Source organism: Janthinobacterium sp. Mn2066, from assembly GCF_049319705.1.
Classification (GTDB): domain Bacteria; phylum Pseudomonadota; class Gammaproteobacteria; order Burkholderiales; family Burkholderiaceae_D; genus Janthinobacterium.
In genome coordinates this window covers 34,497-52,696 of record NZ_JBMOUF010000010.1, presented here as the reverse complement: position 1 = coordinate 52,696, position 18,200 = coordinate 34,497, and the positions used below count along the sequence as shown (strand labels likewise).

Below are 18,200 nucleotides of genomic sequence, written 5' to 3'. Positions count from 1 at the left end.
CAAATTGTCCGCTTTGTCGCGTAAGTTATGTAAAGGAAATGATGGCTTAAGCATGTTGGCTTTTTGATCATAGTGCTGCTACTGTTGCGCTAATACAACGGCTGCCGAGATGGCATGCGTTATGATGGAAGGGTCAATCAGGCCAATGCATAGTTTGGCAAGGGGCACTGGCTCTGTCGTGCAGTCTGGTTAGCGATGGTCGGGATGCCTGAAAAAGCCCCCTGGCCTGGTACTGGAAGTAACATGTCAGAACTTGATGGAATGTGAAACGGTCGTTATAGTGCCGCTTCCGGTGCCACTTGAGCACCGAACCGGCGCACGAAATACGGTCGTCATGCAGCCTTCTTGCTTGTCGGTGCAATAGCGTGCCGATGCTGATATGAATGTTCCTCTGACCGGAACAGTACAGCGGCAGGTGGAGACCTTGCCCTCACTCATAAAAAGCGTTCTTGTAGAGCGCAGCACGAGATGCATAGGCCGTATTACTTTTTGCTTCAAAATTAAAGGAAACATGCAATGAAAAAAACTCTGATCTCCCTGGCAGTTCTGGCAGCAGCTAGCACCGGCATCGCTCACGCTCAATCGAGCGTCACCATCTACGGTACCGTTGACGCAGCTTTCGTCAGCGAGCGTGGCGGTGCAGCAGGTACGGTTAACAAAATCAGCAGCGGTACGTCGTCGGCTTCGCGTATCGGTTTCAAAGGCACCGAAGATCTGGGCAACGGCCTGTCGGCTCTGTTCGTTCTGGAGTCGGGTTTCAGTGTTGACACTGGCGCACAAGACAAAGCAGGTTCCCTGTTCAATCGTCAATCGTACGTTGGTCTGACCAGCAAAGACACCGGTACCCTGACCCTGGGTCGTCAATACACCCCGTACTACAACACGCTGTCGAAAATTGCTGACCCGTTCGCAGTTGGCTACGCTGGTTCCGCTAAAAACTTGTTCCCATCGAACACCCGCACCAGCAACACCGTGTACTACACCTCGCCTAAGTTCAACGGCTTTGACGCTGACGTGGCTTACACCTTCGGCGAACAAGCTGATTCGAACAAATCCGGTCGTCAAATCGGCGCATCGGCTGGCTACGCCAACGGTCCTCTGAACGCACGCCTGGTGTACAACCTGGTTAACAACCAAACCTCGGCTAACAGCAACATCGGCAGCGGCCGTAACCTGTTGGCAGCTGCTAACTACGATTTCGTTGTTGCCAAGGCTTACCTGGCATACGGCGTGAACAAAGGCGTGAACAGCAATGTTTATAACTCGGGCCTGAGCAACACCAACTTCGCTGCTAACGGCGGCGCTTACACCGGTTCGAGCAGCCTGAACGCCTACGCTTACCAGGCAGCTGCTCCTAGCATCGACAGCACCACCCTGCTGGTTGGCGCAACCGTACCAGTCGGCGAAGCCGGCACGTTCATGGCTTCGTACATCAAAGCCAACGACAAAGGTATCGCTAACGCTGATGCTGATCAATTCGCACTGGGCTACTCGTACGCTCTGTCGAAACGTACCAGCACCTACGCTTCGTACGCCAAGATCAAAAACAAAAACGGTGCAGTCTACACCGTTGGTGGTAACAGCGACGCTGGTTCGGGCGACAAAGCCTTCAACGTTGGTCTGCGTCACTCGTTCTAATATTCGTGTAAACGAAGCTTAGATCTGCCACAAACATCCCTGCGGGGATGTTTGCCAGCAAAAAAACGCGCCGCCAGGCTTCAGTCTGGCGGCGCGTTTTTGCGTCTGCACATAGGTTAAAATGTTGCTGTTACTAAAGTAGGGGGAATCCCATGTACCAAATGAAATCGCCGCGCGCCACTGCCATGCTGGCCGCCTTGCTGCTGGCTGGCGCCACCGGCGCTGCGTTCGCGAATGCGAAGGCCAAAAAGCCTGCCGGCCTGGAGCGCTATGGCGTGGCCGTGTATTCGGACCTGTGCATGCAAAAGGATAGCGGCGAGATCGGTGGACAGCGTATCACCCTGCACCGGTTTGCCGAAGCCGATACGGTCATCTATGAATTCACGGCCGGTTCCCTGAGCTATCCTATCGTCGGCAACGACGTCAACCTGGATGCGGCCACGGGCGCCTTCGATTTCACGATCCAGTCTGCCGATGGCGAAGAACGCAAGTTGGCCGGCAAGTTTTCCAAGGATGGGCAGACCCTGACCATGGAAGGCGATTATTGTGGCGGCAGCGTGCATATGCCCATGAAGCTGAGCCGTGTACGCGACTTTGGCCGTCCATTGAAAAACTGCACGCCATGCCCGGCCGTGCCGGCAGCGCCGGTGGAACCCGATAACGCCAGCGCACCAGTAGGCTGAGCGCAGATTGCCCAGTAAAAAAGGCCCGGCATTGACCGGGCCTTTGTTGTTTCTGTCGCAGCTTACTTTGCCGCCCTGGCCTTTTCCGCCGTGCTGCGGATGGCGGCCAGTGTCGTGTTCGGCGTGATCAGGTTGCCGTCATAGCGCAGCTCGATCAGGGCGGGCAGGCTGTGCGCCCTGGCATGGGCCAGCGCGCGTTGCAGGGCGGGGGCGAACTCTGCCGTTGTGTTGACCACTTCCCCATGGGCGCCATACGCCTGCGCCAGCGCCGCGAAGTCGGGATTGTGCAAGGTGGTGCCCGACACGCGGCCCGGATAATCGCGTTCCTGGTGCATGCGGATGGTGCCAAACATCTGGTTATTGAAGACGATGATTACCAGGCCGGCCTTGTATTGCACGGCGGTCGCCAGTTCCTGCCCATTCATCAGGTATTCGCCATCACCGGCAAAGGTGATCACGCTGCGTTCCGGGTGCACGATCTTGGCGGCGATGCCCGATGGCACGCCATAGCCCATGGCGCCGTTGGTGGGCGCCAGCTGCGTGCGCAGGCCGCCGTAGCAGTGGAAGCGGTGCGCCCACGAAGCGTAATTGCCGGCGCCATTCGTCACGATGGTGTCGTGCGGCACTTGCGCCATGATGTCTTGCGTGACTTGCCACAGGTTCAATGGCGCCTGGCCATCCTGGAAGACGGGCGGCTGCTGTTGCCAGGCGGCCAGCTCAAGCCTGGCTTCGGCCGGTGTGTGCTGCCAGGCGGAGGCGTCGACGGGTTCCAGCGCAGCCAGCATGGCGCACGCTTGCGGCATGCCGCTGTTGATCATCAGTTCGGCCTGGTAGACGCTGCCCAGTTCCAGCGCATCCGTATGGAAATGCACCAGGCGCTGGCGTGGCACGGGCGATTCGAACAGCGTGTAACCGCCAGTCGTCATCTCTCCCAGGCGCGGACCGATGGCGATCACCAGGTCGGCCTGTTTCACGCGCGCCGCCAGCTTCGGGTTGATGCCAATGCCCACGTCGCCGATATAGTTCGGGTGCGCATTGTCGAGCAAATCCTGGAAACGGAAGGCGCAGGCGACCGGCAAGTGGTTCGCCTCAGCAAAATGTTGCAGGTCGGCGCAGGCTTGCGGCGTCCAGGTGCTGCCGCCCAGCAGCAGCAGCGGGCGTTGTGCCGCGGCCAGCATGCTGCGCAGTTGCGCCATCTGCGGCGCCGAGGGCGCTGCCTGCACGGGCCGGTAGGGGCGCGTATCGGCCACGCTCGCCAGCGAGGTCAGCATATCTTCAGGCAAGGCCAGCACCACCGGCCCAGGGCGGCCGCTGGTGGCCACCTGGAACGCGTGTGCCAGGTATTCGGGGATGCGTTCGGCGCGGTCGATCTGCGCCACCCACTTGGCCATTTGCCCATACATGCGGCGGTAATCGATTTCCTGGAATGCTTCGCGGTCGATGAAGTCGTTGCCGACCTGGCCGATGAACAGGATCATCGGCGTCGAGTCCTGGTAGGCTGTGTGCACGCCGATCGAGGCATTGGTGGCGCCGGGGCCGCGCGTGACGAAGCAGATGCCAGGTTTACCCGTCAGCTTGCCATGGGCTTCGGCCATGAAGGCGGCGCCGCCCTCCTGGCGGTTGATGATGAAACGGATGCCGGAATCGTGCAGGGCGTCGAGCACGTCGAGGTAGCTTTCGCCAGGCACGCCAAAGGCGGTGTCGACACCGTGGATCTGCAGGGCGTCGACCAGGATCTGGCCGCCGGTACGGGATGGTTGCGTCATGGTTGGCTCTTTATTCTGGTTGTATCGTCAAAGAAAACAGGATCAAGCGCGGGCAGGCGCGGCGATGCGCGCGGCTTGCTCCATTCTATGTGAGCCGATTTGTTGCGGCTTTTGAAATGGCGACACCGAATTTTACAATTGCCCCGCAGCGTAGCGGCACGCTGCTTTTGCAGAATCATGCTGCGGCGCGGTACAATGGCGGGTGAAGCAGGCCAGACAGTCGCTGGCCGGTGCAGCAATGCACTGGCGGGAGGAAGGTCCGGACTCCATAGAGCGGGGTGACGGTTAACGGCCGTCCGCCGAAAGCCGCAAGCGCAAGCCCATGGTATAAGGCGAGGAATAGGGCCACAGAGACGAGCGTATTAAGTTACGGTGAAACGCGGTAACCTCCACCTGGTGCAATTTCAAATAGGCACGCGATGATGCTGCTCGCGGAGCGTGCGGGTAGAAAGCTTGAGCGCCCGAGTAATTTGGCGCCTAGAGGAATGACTGTCATAGCGCCGATTCGCAAGAGGACGCGCCGTAACAAAATCCGGCCTACCGGCCTGCTTCACTTGAATACCGATCATCCTGGCCAGCCAGGGTGATCACACCGGAGCGCAGGGATGCCTCCGCTGCAATGCCAAAAAGCCCCCGCAACGGGGCTTTTTTTGTTTTTAAATGAACATCGTTTACAAATAAGTTGTATAGACAATTGAAATGGATAATAGGTTAAAGTTTCTAATATTTAATTAATTGCTGCAATGCAAAATAAATTTCCAGTTGCGCGCCCAGCCCGGAGAATGACTGGCCTGTGAGCGGAAACGGTTAAAAACTTGGCGGTTCAACATGACTTTTCGGTGCCGGATTTGTTCTTGTGTGCGGAGGATGAAAATATTGTCATGTATCAACTAACTGTAAAAATTTCAATTTTTTGATTTCGCATTTTTCGATCTTTATAGTAGGAAAACACATGTGTGCAGATGAGGTAGCACATTCAGTATCGTCGATAAGTATCTAATTTATCGATATATTTTTATTTGAGACTCCTTCAACGATATGCGCTAAGTCCTTAATTTCATTAACAAAATTCCTGTTTTACCAATCGGAAACCGCTTGACCACTATCTTTGCTTACTCTAAAGTGGGCAACTGTGTGAAAAAGTGTGTTTTTGTGGGAATTTTTCCCTCTGCAGCGCGATACGACGGTGTCGCAAACCCAGCTCAAAAAGGTCTTCCGTGTTTCAAGGCGCGTCCGCAATCAATCTCGATGCCAAAGGCAGGATGTCTATCCCTGCCAAGCACCGTGACGCGCTGGCGATTCAATGCGAAGGCCGCCTGACCCTGACCAAACACCCCGATGGCTGCCTGCTGTTTTTCCCCCGTCCCGTGTGGGAAAGCCACCGCCAGCAAATCGCCGCCTGGCCCATGTCGGCGCGCGCCTGGCAGCGCATCTTCCTCGGCAACGCCGTGGATGTCGAGCTGGACTCGGCTGGCCGCGTGCTGATCTCGCCCGAGTTGCGCAACGCCGTCGGCTTGTCGCGCGAAGTGATGATGATGGGCATGGGCAGCCACTTTGAAATATGGGACGCCGCCCGACTGGCCGAGCAGGAACAGCAGGCGATTGCCGGCGGCACACCCGATGTACTTTCCAATTTTTCTTTCTAAGGCTCCGTAATGACACTACTCACGGTGCCGGAATTTCAGCATCGCACGGTGCTGCTCGATGAAGCGGTCGATGCGCTCGACCTGTCGGGCAACCGCGCGCACGGCATTTATGTCGATGGCACGTTTGGCCGCGGTGGTCACAGCCGTTTGATCCTGTCGCGGCTGGCCAGCGATGCGCGCCTGATCGGTTTCGACAAGGACTTGCAGGCGATCGCCACCGCCGAACAGATCGGCGACCCCCGTTTTGAAATCGTCCACGACAGCTTTGCCACCATGACGGCCAGCCTGGCCGCGCGTGGCGTGCAGCAGGTGGACGGCATCCTGCTCGACCTGGGCATCTCTTCGCCGCAGGTCGACGATGCGGCGCGCGGTTTCAGCTTCCGCAACGACGGACCGCTGGACATGCGCATGGATACTACGCGCGGCATTTCCGCAGCCGAGTGGCTGGCCGTGGAAACCGAGCAGAATTTAGAAAAGGTGATACGCGATTATGGGGAAGAACGGTTTGCTTTTCAGATTGCAAAGGCGATTGTTGCTGGCCGGGCAGTCCAGCCAATTTCAAGCACACGACAGCTTGCCAGCCTCGTGGCAGGCGCCGTCAAGACCCGCGAGAAGGGTAAGGACCCCGCTACCCGCACCTTTCAGGCCATACGCATTTTCATTAACAAGGAGCTCGAGGATCTCGAGATCGGCCTGAACCAGGCGTATGCCAGCCTGGCGCCCGGCGCGCGCATGGCCGTGATCAGTTTTCACTCGCTGGAAGACCGCATGGTCAAGCGCTTCTTCGCCTCGAAGGCGAACGTGGAGCAGCCTGACCGCCGCCTGCCGATCCGCGCGGCCGACTTGCCGCAGCCGGAAATGAAGCTGATTGCGAAGATGAAGCCGTCCGATGCCGAAATCGACGCCAATCCGCGTGCGCGTTCGGCCGTGATGCGCGTGGCGCAGCGCCTGCCGCTGGCCGCAACCGCCACGGGTGGTGCGCGATGACTGGCAAGCTGTGCGTCGTGCTGTCGGCCCTGCTGGTCGCGTGCGGCCTGTCGCATGTGAATGCGCAGTACCAGTCGCGCCATCTGCTGATCGACCTGGACCGCGCGCAGCAGCTGTCGCGCCAGCTCGACATCGACTGGGCGCAGCTGCAGCTGGACCAGTCGACACTGGGCAAGCATGAACGTATCGAGGCGATTGCACGGCGCGACTTGAGCATGACGCCGCTGACGGCGTCGCGTACCCAATATCTGACGGAGGGTGAGTAATGAAGTTGGGTAGTAACAGCAACGGCCGGGTGGCGGCGTCGAAAGGCGTGCCATTCTCGAAGAACCCCGTACTGGCGGTGCGCCTGCCCGTATGGCGTTCGCGCGTCGTGCTGTTCCTGCTGTTCTTCTCCTTCGTCGGCCTGGGCGCGCGCGCCATGTGGCTGCAAGGCGTATCGACGCAGTTCCTGCAAAAACAGGGCGCCGCCCGCTATGAGCGCACCCTCGATTTGCCGGCCACGCGCGGCAAGATCACCGACCGCAATGGCCAGGTGCTGGCCTCGTCCGTGCCCGTGAAAGCCATCTGGGCGATCCCGGAGGATGTGCTGCAGGCGCCGCCTGAAAAAATCAATGCGCTGGCCGGCCTGCTGGAAATGAACGTCACCGAATTGCGCAAGAAGCTCGATTCCGACCGCAGCTTCGTGTACCTGAAGCGCCAGGTCGAGATGGACGTGGCCGACAAGATCGCCAAGCTGCGCATCGGCGGCATCGACGAGCGCAAGGAATACAAGCGTTATTATCCGCAGGGCGAAGTCATGACCCACCTGGTCGGCTTCACCAATGTGGAAGACGTGGGCCAGGAAAGCATGGAACTGGCGCAGCAGAAAACCCTGGCCGGCAGCGACGGCAGCCGCCGCGTGATTAAGGACCGCCTGGGCCATATCGTCGAAGACATCGGCTTCATCCACGAACCGCACGACGGCAAGGACCTGACCCTGTCGGTCGACAGCAAGATCCAGTACATCGCGTTTACGCAGCTGAAGGAAGCGGTCCAGAAATTCAACGCCAAGGCCGGCGGCGCCGTGGTGCTGGACGTGCACACGGGCGAAGTGCTGGCCCTGGCCAATTACCCCAGCTACGACCCGAACGACAGGCGCACCCTGACCGGCCAGCAATTGCGCAACCGCGTGATGACCGATACCTTCGAGCCGGGTTCGACCCTGAAACCGTTCACGGTGGCGCTGGCGCTCGACGAGGGCCGGATCAAGCCGACCACCCTGATCGACACGGGCCGGGGACGCTACACGATTGCCGACCGCACCATCACCGACACCTCGGCGCATGGCGTGATCAGTGCCTCGGAAGTGATTGAAATGTCGTCCAATATCGGCGCCTCGAAGATCGCGCTGAGCATGCCGGCGCAGGATATGTGGGAAATGTTCACCAAGGTGGGCTTTGGCCAGCAGCCGAAATGGGGATTCCCTGGCGCCGTGGCAGGCCGCGTGCGTCCATATAAATCGTGGCGTCCGGTGGAACAGGCCACCATGAGCTACGGTAACGGCATCTCGGTCTCGCTGATCCAGCTGGCGCGCGCCTACATGATGTTTGCGCGCAATGGCGACACGATTCCGTTGTCGTTCCAGAAGGTCACCGAACCGCCGGTGGGCCAGCAAATCATCAAGCCGCAAACGGCTGCCGACATGCGCGCCATGCTCGAACTGGTGGTGTCGGGCCCGCATGGTTCGGCCAAGCGGGCGCAGGTCGCCGGCTACCGCGTGGGCGGCAAGACGGGTACGGCTTACAAGGTTGAAAACGGCAAGTACGCGATGCCGCGCAAATATATCGGTTCCTTCGTGGGACTGGCGCCGCTGTCGGCGCCGCGCTTCATCATTGCGGTGATGATCGATGAACCGACGGGCCTTTACCATTACGGCGGCCAGGTTGCCGCCCCTGCGTTCGCGGCGATTGCGACCAACGCGCTGCGTGCAGCGAACGTGCCGCCCGATTCTTCCGTTACCGAAATCGTGGTCCCCGCCAATGGCGGTCCGGAGGCCATGTGAAGTCACTCATGACCATACAAGACATCAGTTTGTGGATCAAGGCAGCTGCGCCCTCGGGGCAGCTGACATCCGATTCGCGCCGCGTGCAGCGCGGCGACGTGTTTTTCGCCTATGCAGGCGCGACGCATTTTATTCCCGCCGCCATCGCCCAGGGCGCGGCCGCCATCGTGTATGACGATACCGGTTTTGCCTGGGATTCTAACTGGAACGTGCCGCAGCTGGCCGTGGCCGGCCTGAAAACCCAGGCCGGTCCCATTGCGCACGCGTTTTACGGCATGCCCGACAGCGCCATGTTCAGCGCCGGCGTGACGGGCACCAATGGCAAGACTTCCTGCGCACTGTGGCTGGCGCAGGCGCTGGCGCACCTGGGCGAGACTGCATCCGTGATCGGCACCCTGGGCGTGGGCCTGTGCAAGCCGCGCGGCGAGATCGAATTTGACGTTACCGGCTACACCACGCCCGACGCCGTGCTGCTGGCGCGCAAACTGGCCGCCATGCGCGACGCCGGCGCGCAGGCGGTGGCGATCGAAGTATCGTCGATCGGGCTGGACCAGCAGCGCGCGGCCGGCATGCATTTCGACGTGGCGATGTTTACCAACCTGACGCGCGACCACCTCGACTACCACGGCGACATGGCAGCCTACGAGGCGGCCAAGGTCAGGCTGTTCGACTGGCCCGGCCTGAAGACGGCCGTGATCAACCTCGACGACGCCATGGGTGTGCGTTTGGCGGCGCACGTGGCGGGCAAGCTGGCGGGCGAGATTCCCGTGATTGCTTATACCTTGCAAGATGCAGCAGCGCTGCCGGACCTGCCGGGCGTACTGATGCTGCGCGCCAGCCAGTTCCGCAGCCGTAACGCCGGCACCGACTTCCACCTGGAATGTCCGCTCGGCGTGGCGCTGGTCAAGACCCAGCTGGTCGGCCACTTCAACATCAGCAATGCGCTGGCCGTGCTGGGCGCCTTGCTGGCGCACGGCGTCGGCTTGCGCGCGGCCATCGACGGTATCGAGTCGCTGCAGCCGGCCCCCGGGCGCATGCAGCAGGTGGGGGGGCAGGAAGCGCCGATGGTGGTGATCGATTACGCCCATACGCCCGACGCACTGGAAAAAACCCTGGCGGCCTTGCGGCAAGTGGCGCAGGAACGCGGTGGTGAGCTGTGGTGCGTGTTTGGCTGCGGCGGCGACCGCGATCCGGGCAAGCGTCCGCAGATGGGCGCCATCGCGCAGCTGGCCGACCACGTGCTGGTCACCAGCGACAATCCGCGCAGCGAAGATCCGCACGCCATTATCGGGCAGATCATGGCCGGCATGCGCGCCGACGGTCCGCAACCGCAAGCGATCGAAGACCGCGCCGCCGCCATTCTGTCGGCCATCAAGCACGCCGCCAAGCCGGACGTGATCCTGTTGGCAGGCAAGGGCCATGAACCGTACCAGGAAATCAAGGGTAAAAAATTGCCGTTCTCCGATGCCGACCATGCGCAACTGGCCTTGTCGGCGCGCCTGACCATGATGAGGACGAATTGATGATGCACGCTACTTTGTCCGAACTGCTGCCTTCGCTGGACGGCGCCAAGCTGGCAGGCGATGCGGCCCGGGCGTTTGCCGGCGTGTCTACCGATAGCCGCAGCGCGCCGGCCGGCTCGCTGTTTGTCGCCCTGCGCGGCGAGAGTTTCGACGCCCACGATTTCCTCGCCCAGGTGGCGGACAAGGGCGTGGCGGCGGTGGTGGTCGAGCGCTTGCCGGAAGGCTGGGACAGCAGCAAGGTGCCGGCCATCGTGGTGCCGGATACGCTGGTGGCGCTGGGCCGCATCGCCAATGCCTGGCGCCGCCGTTTCAGCGTGCCCGTGATCGGCGTCACTGGCAGCAATGGCAAGACCACCGTCAAGGAGATGATTTCCTCCATCCTGGCGGCCGCCTTTGGCGAAGAGGGCCGCCTGGCCACGCGCGGTAATCTGAACAATGAAATCGGCGTGCCGCTGACCTTGTTCCGTCTCGAGACCAGCCACCAGGCGGCCGTGATCGAAATGGGCATGAACCATGCTGGCGAAATCGGCCGCCTGGCGGCGATCGCTGCGCCGACCCTGGCGATGGTCAACAACGCCCAGCGCGAACACCAGGAATTCATGCATACCGTGGAAGCGGTGGCGCGCGAAAATGGCGCTGCGCTGTCGGCCCTGGCGGCGGATGGCGTGGCCGTCTTCCCGCACGACGATACATTTACGCCGCTGTGGCGCGCGCTGGCCGGTGCGCGCCGCGTGATCACCTTTGGCCTCAGCAAAGAGGCAGACGTGAGCTGCACCCATCGCGCGGCCGAAGACTTTGGCAGCGACATGTTTGTCAGCGTGCGGGCCCAGGATGGCGGCGTGCGCCAGTTCTTCGTCGCGCTGCAGGCGGCAGGCGAACACAATGTGCGCAATGCGCTGGCGGCGGCGGCGTGCGCGATCGGCGCCGGCATCGCGCCTGAACAGGTCAAGCAGGGCCTGGAAGCGTTTGCGCCAGTGGCCGGACGCCTGCAGAGAAAACGCGCGCTCAATGGCGCCACCATCATCGATGACACGTATAACGCCAATCCCGATTCCGTGCGGGCGGCCATCGATGTACTGGCGCAAAGCAGCGCGCCACGCATCCTGGTGCTGGGCGAGATGGGCGAAGTCGGCACGCAGGGGCAGCAGTTCCACGAAGAGATCGGCGCATACGCCGCCGCCAAAGGCATAGAGCATGTGCTGGCGACGGGCGGCTTGACGCGCTATATAGTCAATGCGGTCAAGGCCGGCGCAAGCCTGGACTCGGGCACGGTCGTGGAGTATTTCGAACAGTTCGACGGTTTGCTGGCGGCGCTCGATGCGCACCTGGCCGGCCGTTCGGATGCAACAGTATTAATCAAGGGCTCCCGCTTCATGAAGATGGAACGGGCCGTGCAGCATTTGATTGGTTCAAATAACAGTAACAAGGAAGCTCACTAATCATGCTGCTCTGGCTCGCTCAGTATTTCCAGGACACTATTGGCCCGCTACGGGTCTTTAACTTCATCACGTTCCGCGCCGTGTTCGCCACCTTGACGGCGATCCTGATCGGCCTGTGCGCCGGTCCGGCCGTGATCCGCATGCTGACCCGCATGAAGGTCGGCCAGGCCGTGCGTACCGATGGTCCGCAAACGCATCTGAAAAAACACGGCACGCCGACCATGGGCGGTGTGCTGATCCTGATCGCCATCGGCATTTCCACCTTGCTGTGGGCCGATCTGTCGAACCGGTTCATCTGGCCCGTGCTGATCGTCACGCTGGGTTTTGGCGCCGTCGGCTGGGCCGATGACTACCGCAAGGTGGTGCATCAGGACCCGGAAGGCATGCGCTCGCGCGAAAAATACTTCTGGCAGTCGCTGATCGGCATCGTCGCCGCGTTTTACCTGGCGTTTTCCGTCTCGATTTCCGAACCGAATGCGGGCCAGGTATGGAACCTGATCTACGCCTGGGTGCAGTCGGGCTTCGCGATGGACTTGCCACCGAAGGCCGACCTGATCGTGCCTTTCTTTAAAACCATCAGCTATCCGCTGGGCGTGTGGGGTTTCATCGCGCTGACCTATTGCGTCATCGTCGGCACCAGCAATGCCGTCAATTTTACCGACGGCCTCGATGGCCTGGCCATCATGCCGACCGTGATGGTGGGCACCGCCCTGGGCCTGTTCGCCTACCTGACCGGCAACGCGACCTATGCGCGCTACCTGTTCATCCCGCACATTCCGGGCGCCGGCGAACTGGTGATTTTCTGCGGCGCGCTGGCCGGTTCCGGCCTGGCCTTCCTCTGGTATAACACGCACCCCGCCAAAGTCTTCATGGGCGATGTGGGCGCGCTGGCCCTCGGCGGCGCTCTGGGCACCATCGCCGTCATCGTGCGCCAGGAAATCGTCCTGTTCATCATGGGCGGCATCTTTGTGGTGGAAACCCTGTCCGTGATCATCCAGGTTACCTGGTTCAAGTACACCAAGAAGCGCTATGGCGTGGGCCGCCGCGTTTTCCTGATGGCGCCCTTGCACCACCATTTTGAACAAAAAGGCTGGAAAGAGACGCAAGTGGTCGTGCGTTTCTGGATCATCACCATGATGTTGGTCCTGCTGGGACTGACTACTTTGAAGCTGCGTTAATGGATGCCGCCGTGAAGATGTACGACGCTAAAACTGCATTGGTGCTCGGTCTCGGAGAGTCGGGACTGGCGATGGCCCTGTGGCTGGCCCGCAGCGGCGCTGCCGTGCGCGTGGCCGATACGCGCCAGGCGCCCGAACGCCTGGCAGCGCTGCAGACAGCTTTGCCGGATGCGCAATTCATCGCCGGCCCGTTTGGCGCCGGTTTGCTCGAGGGCGTCGATTTTGTCGCCGTCAGTCCCGGCCTGGCGCCGCAGCGCGAACTGGCCGGGATCGCGCCGGCCGCACTCGAACAAAATATCCCCGTGTGGGGCGAGATCGAACTGTTCGCGCAGGCGCTGGCGGCGCTGAAGGCCGAACGCGGCTATGCGCCGAAAGTCATCGCCATCACGGGCACCAATGGCAAGACCACGGTCACCAGCCTGGTGGGCCTGCTGTGCGAACGCGCGGGCTTGACGGTGCGCGTGGCCGGCAATATCAGCCCGGCCGCGCTGGACGTGTTGCGCGAAGTGCTCGACGCCGAGCCCGCGCCAGTGGTGGCAGAAGAGGGGGGCGAAGCCAGCGAACCGCTTGCGAGCAGCTTGCCGCAAGCCTGGGTGCTGGAGTTGTCCAGCTTCCAGCTGCATACGACCTTCAGCCTGCAAGCCGATGCGGCCACCGTGCTGAACCTGTCGCAGGATCACCTGGACTGGCATGGCGACATGGCCGCCTACGGCCAGGACAAGGCGCGCATCTTTGGCGCCGAGACCGTGCGCGTGCTGAACCGCGACGATGCGGCGGTGATGCGCATGGCCGATCCGCTGGGCGAGACCGTTACATTTGGCACCGGCGAACCGATCGATGTCGACAGCTTTGGCCTGGTCAATGAGCGCGGCATTTTCTGGCTGTCGCAGGCCGTGCCCAGCGAAGAAGTGATCGAGAAAAAACGCCGCAAGAATGATCCGGCGCCGGAACCGGTGCCGACCCTGGCGAAAAAACTGATGCCGGCGGACGCCTTGAAAATCCGCGGCCAGCACAATGCATCGAATGCGCTGGCGGCGCTGGCCCTGTGCCGCGCCATCGGCCTGCCATTTGCGCCGCTGCTGCACGGCTTGCGCGAATACCAGGGCGAGCCGCACCGCGTGGAATTGATCACGGCTGTCAATGACGTCGAATACTACGACGACAGCAAAGGCACGAACGTGGGCGCCACGGTGGCGGCCCTGTACGGCCTGGGCAAGGCCTTCGGCGGCGCGGAGCAGCGCCTGGTGCTGATCGCCGGTGGCGATGGCAAGGGTCAGGATTTTTCGCCGCTGGCCGAACCCGTGTCGCGCTATGTGCGTGCGGTGCTGCTGATCGGCCGCGATGCCCCCGCCTTGCGCGCGGCCCTGGAGCCGGCCGGCGTGGAGCTGGTCGATTGCACCACCTTGCCTGAAGCGGTCAAGCGCGCCAGCGAACTGGCGCAAGCGCATGATGCCGTCCTGTTGTCGCCTGCGTGCGCCAGCCTGGACATGTTCAAAAACTATGCGCATCGCGCGCAGGTGTTTGTCGACGCCGTGCGCGACATCGCCCTGGAAAATGGACAGGATCTCTGATGGCCTTCCAGTTGCCATTCGGTTTCGGTACCCCATCGGCTGGCAAGCCGCTCGATAGCCGTGCGCGGCAATCGAAGATGATGGAGTACGACAAGCCGCTGGTATGGGTGGTGCTGCTGCTGATGTTGCTGGGCATGGTGATGGTGTATTCGGCATCGATCTCGCTGTCCGATGCGCGCAAGTTCGCCGCCTATACCAACAATTATTTCGTTGTCCGCCAGGCCCTGTTCATCGCCATTTCGGTGGTCGTCAGCGCACTGGTATTCCGCATCCGCGTCTCGACCTGGCAAAAAATGGCGCCCTGGCTGTTCATTGGCACCCTGGTGCTGCTGGTGATGGTGCTGGTGCCGGGTCTGGGCGTGTCCGTCAACGGCGGCCGCCGCTGGCTCAATTTGCCGGGTTTGCGTCCGCAGCCGTCCGAGCTGATGAAGGTCGTAATGGTGCTGTACGCGGCCGATTACACGGTGCGCAAGCAGGAGTACATGCACAAGCTGACCAAGGGCTTCATGCCGATGGCGCTGGCTGTGAGCTTTGTCGGCTTGCTGCTGCTGATGGAACCCGACCTGGGCGCCTTTGGCGTGATCGTCTGTATCGCCATGGGTATCTTGTTCCTCGGTGGCGTCAACGCCATCTGGTTTGGCGGCATCGGCGCCATGCTGACCATGATTTTCGTGACCATCATCGCCTTGTCGAAATTCCGCCGTGAGCGGTTTTTTGCCTATCTGGATCCGTGGCAGGAAGACAATGCGCTGAACAAGGCGTATCAGCTGACGCACTCGCTGATCGCCTTCGGGCGTGGTGAAATATTTGGCGTGGGCCTGGGCGGCAGCGTGGAAAAACTGCATTACCTGCCCGAGGCGCACACGGACTTCCTGCTGGCCGTGATCGGCGAGGAACTGGGCCTGGTGGGCGTGCTGATCGTGATCGGCATGTTTTACTGGATTATCAAGCGCGCCTTCGACATCGGCCGCCAGGCGATCGCCATCGACCAGACCTTCGCCGGCCTGACGGCCAAGGGCATCGCCATCTGGATCGGCGTGCAGACGTTTATTAATATGGGCGTAAACCTGGGCCTGCTGCCAACCAAAGGCCTGACCTTGCCGTTAATGAGTTATGGCGGCACGGGTGTGCTGATCAACTGTATCGGCCTGGCGATTTTGCTGCGTATCGATTATGAAAACCGGATCCTGATGCGCGGAGGCCGGCTATGACTGACGTAAAGACTGTAACGAATTTGAAACCCGCGAAAAAACTGATGATCATGGCGGCCGGTACCGGCGGCCATATTTTCCCTGGCCTGGCGATTGCGCAGACGATGCGCGCGCGCGGCTGGGAAGTGAGCTGGCTGGGCACCACGCACGGCATGGAGCAGGAGCTGGTACCGAAAAGCGGCATCCCGATGGACGCCATCGCGTTCTCCGGCATGCGCGGCAAGGGCCTGGCCCACACCATCCAGGGCGGTTTCAGGATGCTGGCCAGCTTCTTCGCCATCCGCCGCTTCATCTCGGCCCGCAAGCCGGACGTGGTGATGGGCATGGGTGGTTATGTGACGGTGCCGGGTGGCTTGATGGCGCGCCTGAAAGGCGTGCCGCTGGTGCTGGTCAATGCCGATGCGGCGCTGCTGCTGTCCAACAAGACGCTGGCTCCGCTGGCGCAGCGCGTATGCTTCGGCTTCCCTGCCGATTTCGGTGCTGCCGCCGGCAAGGCCGTCGTCACGGGCAATCCCGTGCGCCAGGAAATTCTCGATATGGCGGCGCCGGCCGAGCGCTATGCAGGCCGCAGCGGTCCATTGCGCATCTTGGTAGTGGGCGGCAGCCTGGGCGCGAAAGCGCTGAACGACAGCTTGCCGGCCGCGCTGGCGCTGCTGCCGGCAGGCGAGCGTCCGCAGGTGACGCACCAGTCGGGCAAAAAGAATATCGATGCCTTGCGCGCGGCGTATGCGCAGGCGGGCGTGAGTGCCAACGTGGTCGATTTTATCGACGACATGGCCAGGGCCTATGCCGACGCCGATGTGGTGATTTGCCGCGCAGGCGCGATCACGCTGTCGGAATTGACGGCCGCCGGCGTGGCCAGCGTGCTGGTGCCGCTGGTGGCGTCGACCACCAGCCATCAGCGCAATAACGCGCAATGGATGGCGAAACAAGGGGCGGCGATTCATTTGCCGCAGCATGAAATGAGTGCAGCGTCGCTGAGCGCCCTGCTGGCGTCGCTGGGCCGCGACACTTGCCAGCAGATGGCGCAGGCGGCACTGGCAGCAGGCAAGCGCGACGCCAATGCGGCGATCGCAAATGTATTGGAAAAATTGGCATGAGGTTAGCTCTGTGAAGCATAAAGTAAACAATATCCACTTTGTCGGCATCGGCGGCAGCGGCATGAGCGGCATCGCCGAAGTGCTGGTCAACCTGGGCTACAAGGTGTCGGGCTCCGACCTGGGCAGCAATGCGGCAACGCAGCGCCTGGCGAGCCTGGGCGCGACCGTCATGCTCGGTCACGCGGCAGAAAACATCGGCGACGCCGATGCAGTGGTGACGTCGGGCGCCGTCCCGGCAGACAATCCGGAAGTGGCGGCCGCGCGCGCGCGCAAGATCCCGCTGGTGCCGCGCGCCGTGATGCTCGGCGAATTGATGCGCTTGAAGCGCGGTATCGCCATCGCCGGCACGCACGGCAAGACCACCACCACCAGCCTGGTCGCTTCCGTACTGGCGCAGGGCGGACTCGATCCGACCTTCGTGATCGGCGGCCGCCTGACCAGCGCCGGCGCCAACGCCAAGCTCGGTTCCGGCGATTACCTGGTGGCCGAGGCCGACGAATCGGATGCGTCATTCCTGAACCTGGCGCCGATGATCGAAGTCATCACGAATATCGATGCCGATCACATGGACACCTACGAGCACGATTTTGAAAAGCTCAAGCAGGCCTTCGTGCAGTTCACGCACCGCTTGCCTTTCTATGGCCGCGCCATGCTGTGCATCGACGACCCGCACGTACGCGCCATCATCCCGTTTGTCACCAAGCCGGTGACCACCTACGGTTTTGCCGAAGACGCCGAAGTACGCGCCATCAATGCGCGCGCCGTGGGCCTGGAAATGCACTTCACGGTGCTGCAGGAAGGTTATCCCGACCTCGACATCGTGCTCAACCAGCCCGGCATGCACAATGTGCAGAATGCCTGTTCGGCGGTGGCGATTGCGCGCGAAATCGGCGTCGCCGACAGTGCCACGCAACAGGGCCTGGCCGAATTTTCGGGTGTGGGCCGCCGCTTCACGCGTTATGGCGACGTGGTGCTGCCGAACGGCGGCAGCTTCGCGCTGGTGGACGATTTTGGCCACCATCCGGTGGAAACCGAAGTGACCCTGGCGGCTGCGCGCGCCGCCTATCCGGGCCGCCGCCTGGTGCTGGCCTTCCAGCCGCACCGCTACAGCCGCACGCGCGACCTGTTCGAAGATTTCGTCAAGGTGCTCGGTGCGCCCGACGTGCTGCTGCTGTCCGAAGTGTATGCGGCCGGTGAAGCGCCTATCGTGGCTGCCGACGGCCGTTCGCTGGCGCATGCGCTGCGCGCGCGCGGCAAGATCGAACCGATTTTTGTCGAGTCCATGACGGACATGGCTGACACCATCATGAGTGTGGCGCGCGACGGCGACGTCGTGCTGACCATGGGCGCCGGCTCGATCAGCGGCATCCCGAACCAATTGACCAAGTACCAAACCAACACTGTAAAGGCCTGA

General features: G+C 61.6%; 14 protein-coding genes and 1 other RNA gene. 14 read left to right on the top strand and 1 reads right to left on the bottom strand.

Annotation, left to right across the window (positions count from 1 at the left end; all coding sequences use genetic code 11):
• Positions 1 to 516 precede the first annotated feature (516 nt).
• Complete coding sequence (locus ACL9RI_RS19610) at positions 517 to 1,638, top strand: porin (protein ID WP_422728173.1); 1,122 nt, start codon at positions 517 to 519, stop codon at positions 1,636 to 1,638.
• A gap of 152 nt (positions 1,639 to 1,790) precedes the next feature.
• Positions 1,791 to 2,321, top strand: a complete 531-nt coding sequence (locus ACL9RI_RS19605) for a hypothetical protein (RefSeq protein WP_422728172.1) — start codon at positions 1,791 to 1,793, stop codon at positions 2,319 to 2,321.
• A 62-nt stretch (positions 2,322 to 2,383) separates the two neighbouring features.
• Here ACL9RI_RS19605 and ACL9RI_RS19600 read toward each other — a convergent pair whose 3' ends face one another.
• Complete coding sequence (locus tag ACL9RI_RS19600) at positions 2,384 to 4,087, bottom strand: thiamine pyrophosphate-binding protein (RefSeq protein WP_422728171.1); 1,704 nt, start codon at positions 4,085 to 4,087, stop codon at positions 2,384 to 2,386.
• A 204-nt stretch (positions 4,088 to 4,291) separates the two neighbouring features.
• Between ACL9RI_RS19600 and rnpB the strand changes: the two genes are divergently transcribed.
• From rnpB to murC, 12 genes are all read left to right on the top strand, one after another.
• Positions 4,292 to 4,643: RNase P RNA component class A (rnpB, locus tag ACL9RI_RS19595), an RNA gene on the top strand.
• A gap of 661 nt (positions 4,644 to 5,304) precedes the next feature.
• Positions 5,305 to 5,733, top strand: a complete 429-nt coding sequence (mraZ, locus tag ACL9RI_RS19590; RefSeq protein WP_422728170.1) for a division/cell wall cluster transcriptional repressor MraZ — start codon at positions 5,305 to 5,307, stop codon at positions 5,731 to 5,733.
• A 9-nt stretch (positions 5,734 to 5,742) separates the two neighbouring features.
• Positions 5,743 to 6,720, top strand: a complete 978-nt coding sequence (gene rsmH / locus ACL9RI_RS19585) for a 16S rRNA (cytosine(1402)-N(4))-methyltransferase RsmH (RefSeq protein WP_422728169.1) — start codon at positions 5,743 to 5,745, stop codon at positions 6,718 to 6,720.
• The gene (gene ftsL / locus ACL9RI_RS19580; RefSeq protein WP_422728168.1) at positions 6,717 to 6,986 is read left to right on the top strand and encodes a cell division protein FtsL; all 270 of its coding nucleotides are present in this window, start codon (positions 6,717 to 6,719) and stop codon (positions 6,984 to 6,986) included. The genes rsmH and ftsL overlap by 4 nt, the downstream gene beginning before the upstream one ends.
• Positions 6,986 to 8,764 (top strand): peptidoglycan D,D-transpeptidase FtsI family protein, encoded by a 1,779-nt coding sequence (locus tag ACL9RI_RS19575; protein ID WP_422728167.1) that lies wholly within the window; start codon positions 6,986 to 6,988, stop codon positions 8,762 to 8,764. The genes ftsL and ACL9RI_RS19575 overlap by 1 nt, the downstream gene beginning before the upstream one ends.
• 8 nt (positions 8,765 to 8,772) lie before the next feature.
• Positions 8,773 to 10,287, top strand: a complete 1,515-nt coding sequence (locus tag ACL9RI_RS19570; protein ID WP_422728166.1) for a UDP-N-acetylmuramoyl-L-alanyl-D-glutamate--2,6-diaminopimelate ligase — start codon at positions 8,773 to 8,775, stop codon at positions 10,285 to 10,287.
• Positions 10,288 to 10,289: 2 nt separating this feature from the next.
• The gene (locus ACL9RI_RS19565; protein WP_422728356.1) at positions 10,290 to 11,726 is read left to right on the top strand and encodes a UDP-N-acetylmuramoyl-tripeptide--D-alanyl-D-alanine ligase; all 1,437 of its coding nucleotides are present in this window, start codon (positions 10,290 to 10,292) and stop codon (positions 11,724 to 11,726) included.
• Positions 11,727 to 11,728: 2 nt separating this feature from the next.
• Complete coding sequence (mraY, locus tag ACL9RI_RS19560) at positions 11,729 to 12,904, top strand: phospho-N-acetylmuramoyl-pentapeptide-transferase (RefSeq protein WP_422728165.1); 1,176 nt, start codon at positions 11,729 to 11,731, stop codon at positions 12,902 to 12,904.
• Positions 12,905 to 12,921: 17 nt separating this feature from the next.
• Positions 12,922 to 14,475: a UDP-N-acetylmuramoyl-L-alanine--D-glutamate ligase gene (gene murD, locus ACL9RI_RS19555; protein ID WP_422728355.1), complete on the top strand. Its 1,554-nt coding sequence runs from the start codon at positions 12,922 to 12,924 to the stop codon at positions 14,473 to 14,475.
• Positions 14,475 to 15,686, top strand: a complete 1,212-nt coding sequence (gene ftsW, locus ACL9RI_RS19550; RefSeq protein WP_422728164.1) for a putative lipid II flippase FtsW — start codon at positions 14,475 to 14,477, stop codon at positions 15,684 to 15,686. The genes murD and ftsW overlap by 1 nt, the downstream gene beginning before the upstream one ends.
• Before the next feature lie 44 nt (positions 15,687 to 15,730).
• The gene (murG, locus tag ACL9RI_RS19545; RefSeq protein ID WP_422728354.1) at positions 15,731 to 16,786 is read left to right on the top strand and encodes an undecaprenyldiphospho-muramoylpentapeptide beta-N-acetylglucosaminyltransferase; all 1,056 of its coding nucleotides are present in this window, start codon (positions 15,731 to 15,733) and stop codon (positions 16,784 to 16,786) included.
• A 10-nt stretch (positions 16,787 to 16,796) separates the two neighbouring features.
• Positions 16,797 to 18,200, top strand: a complete 1,404-nt coding sequence (gene murC, locus ACL9RI_RS19540) for a UDP-N-acetylmuramate--L-alanine ligase (RefSeq protein ID WP_422728163.1) — start codon at positions 16,797 to 16,799, stop codon at positions 18,198 to 18,200.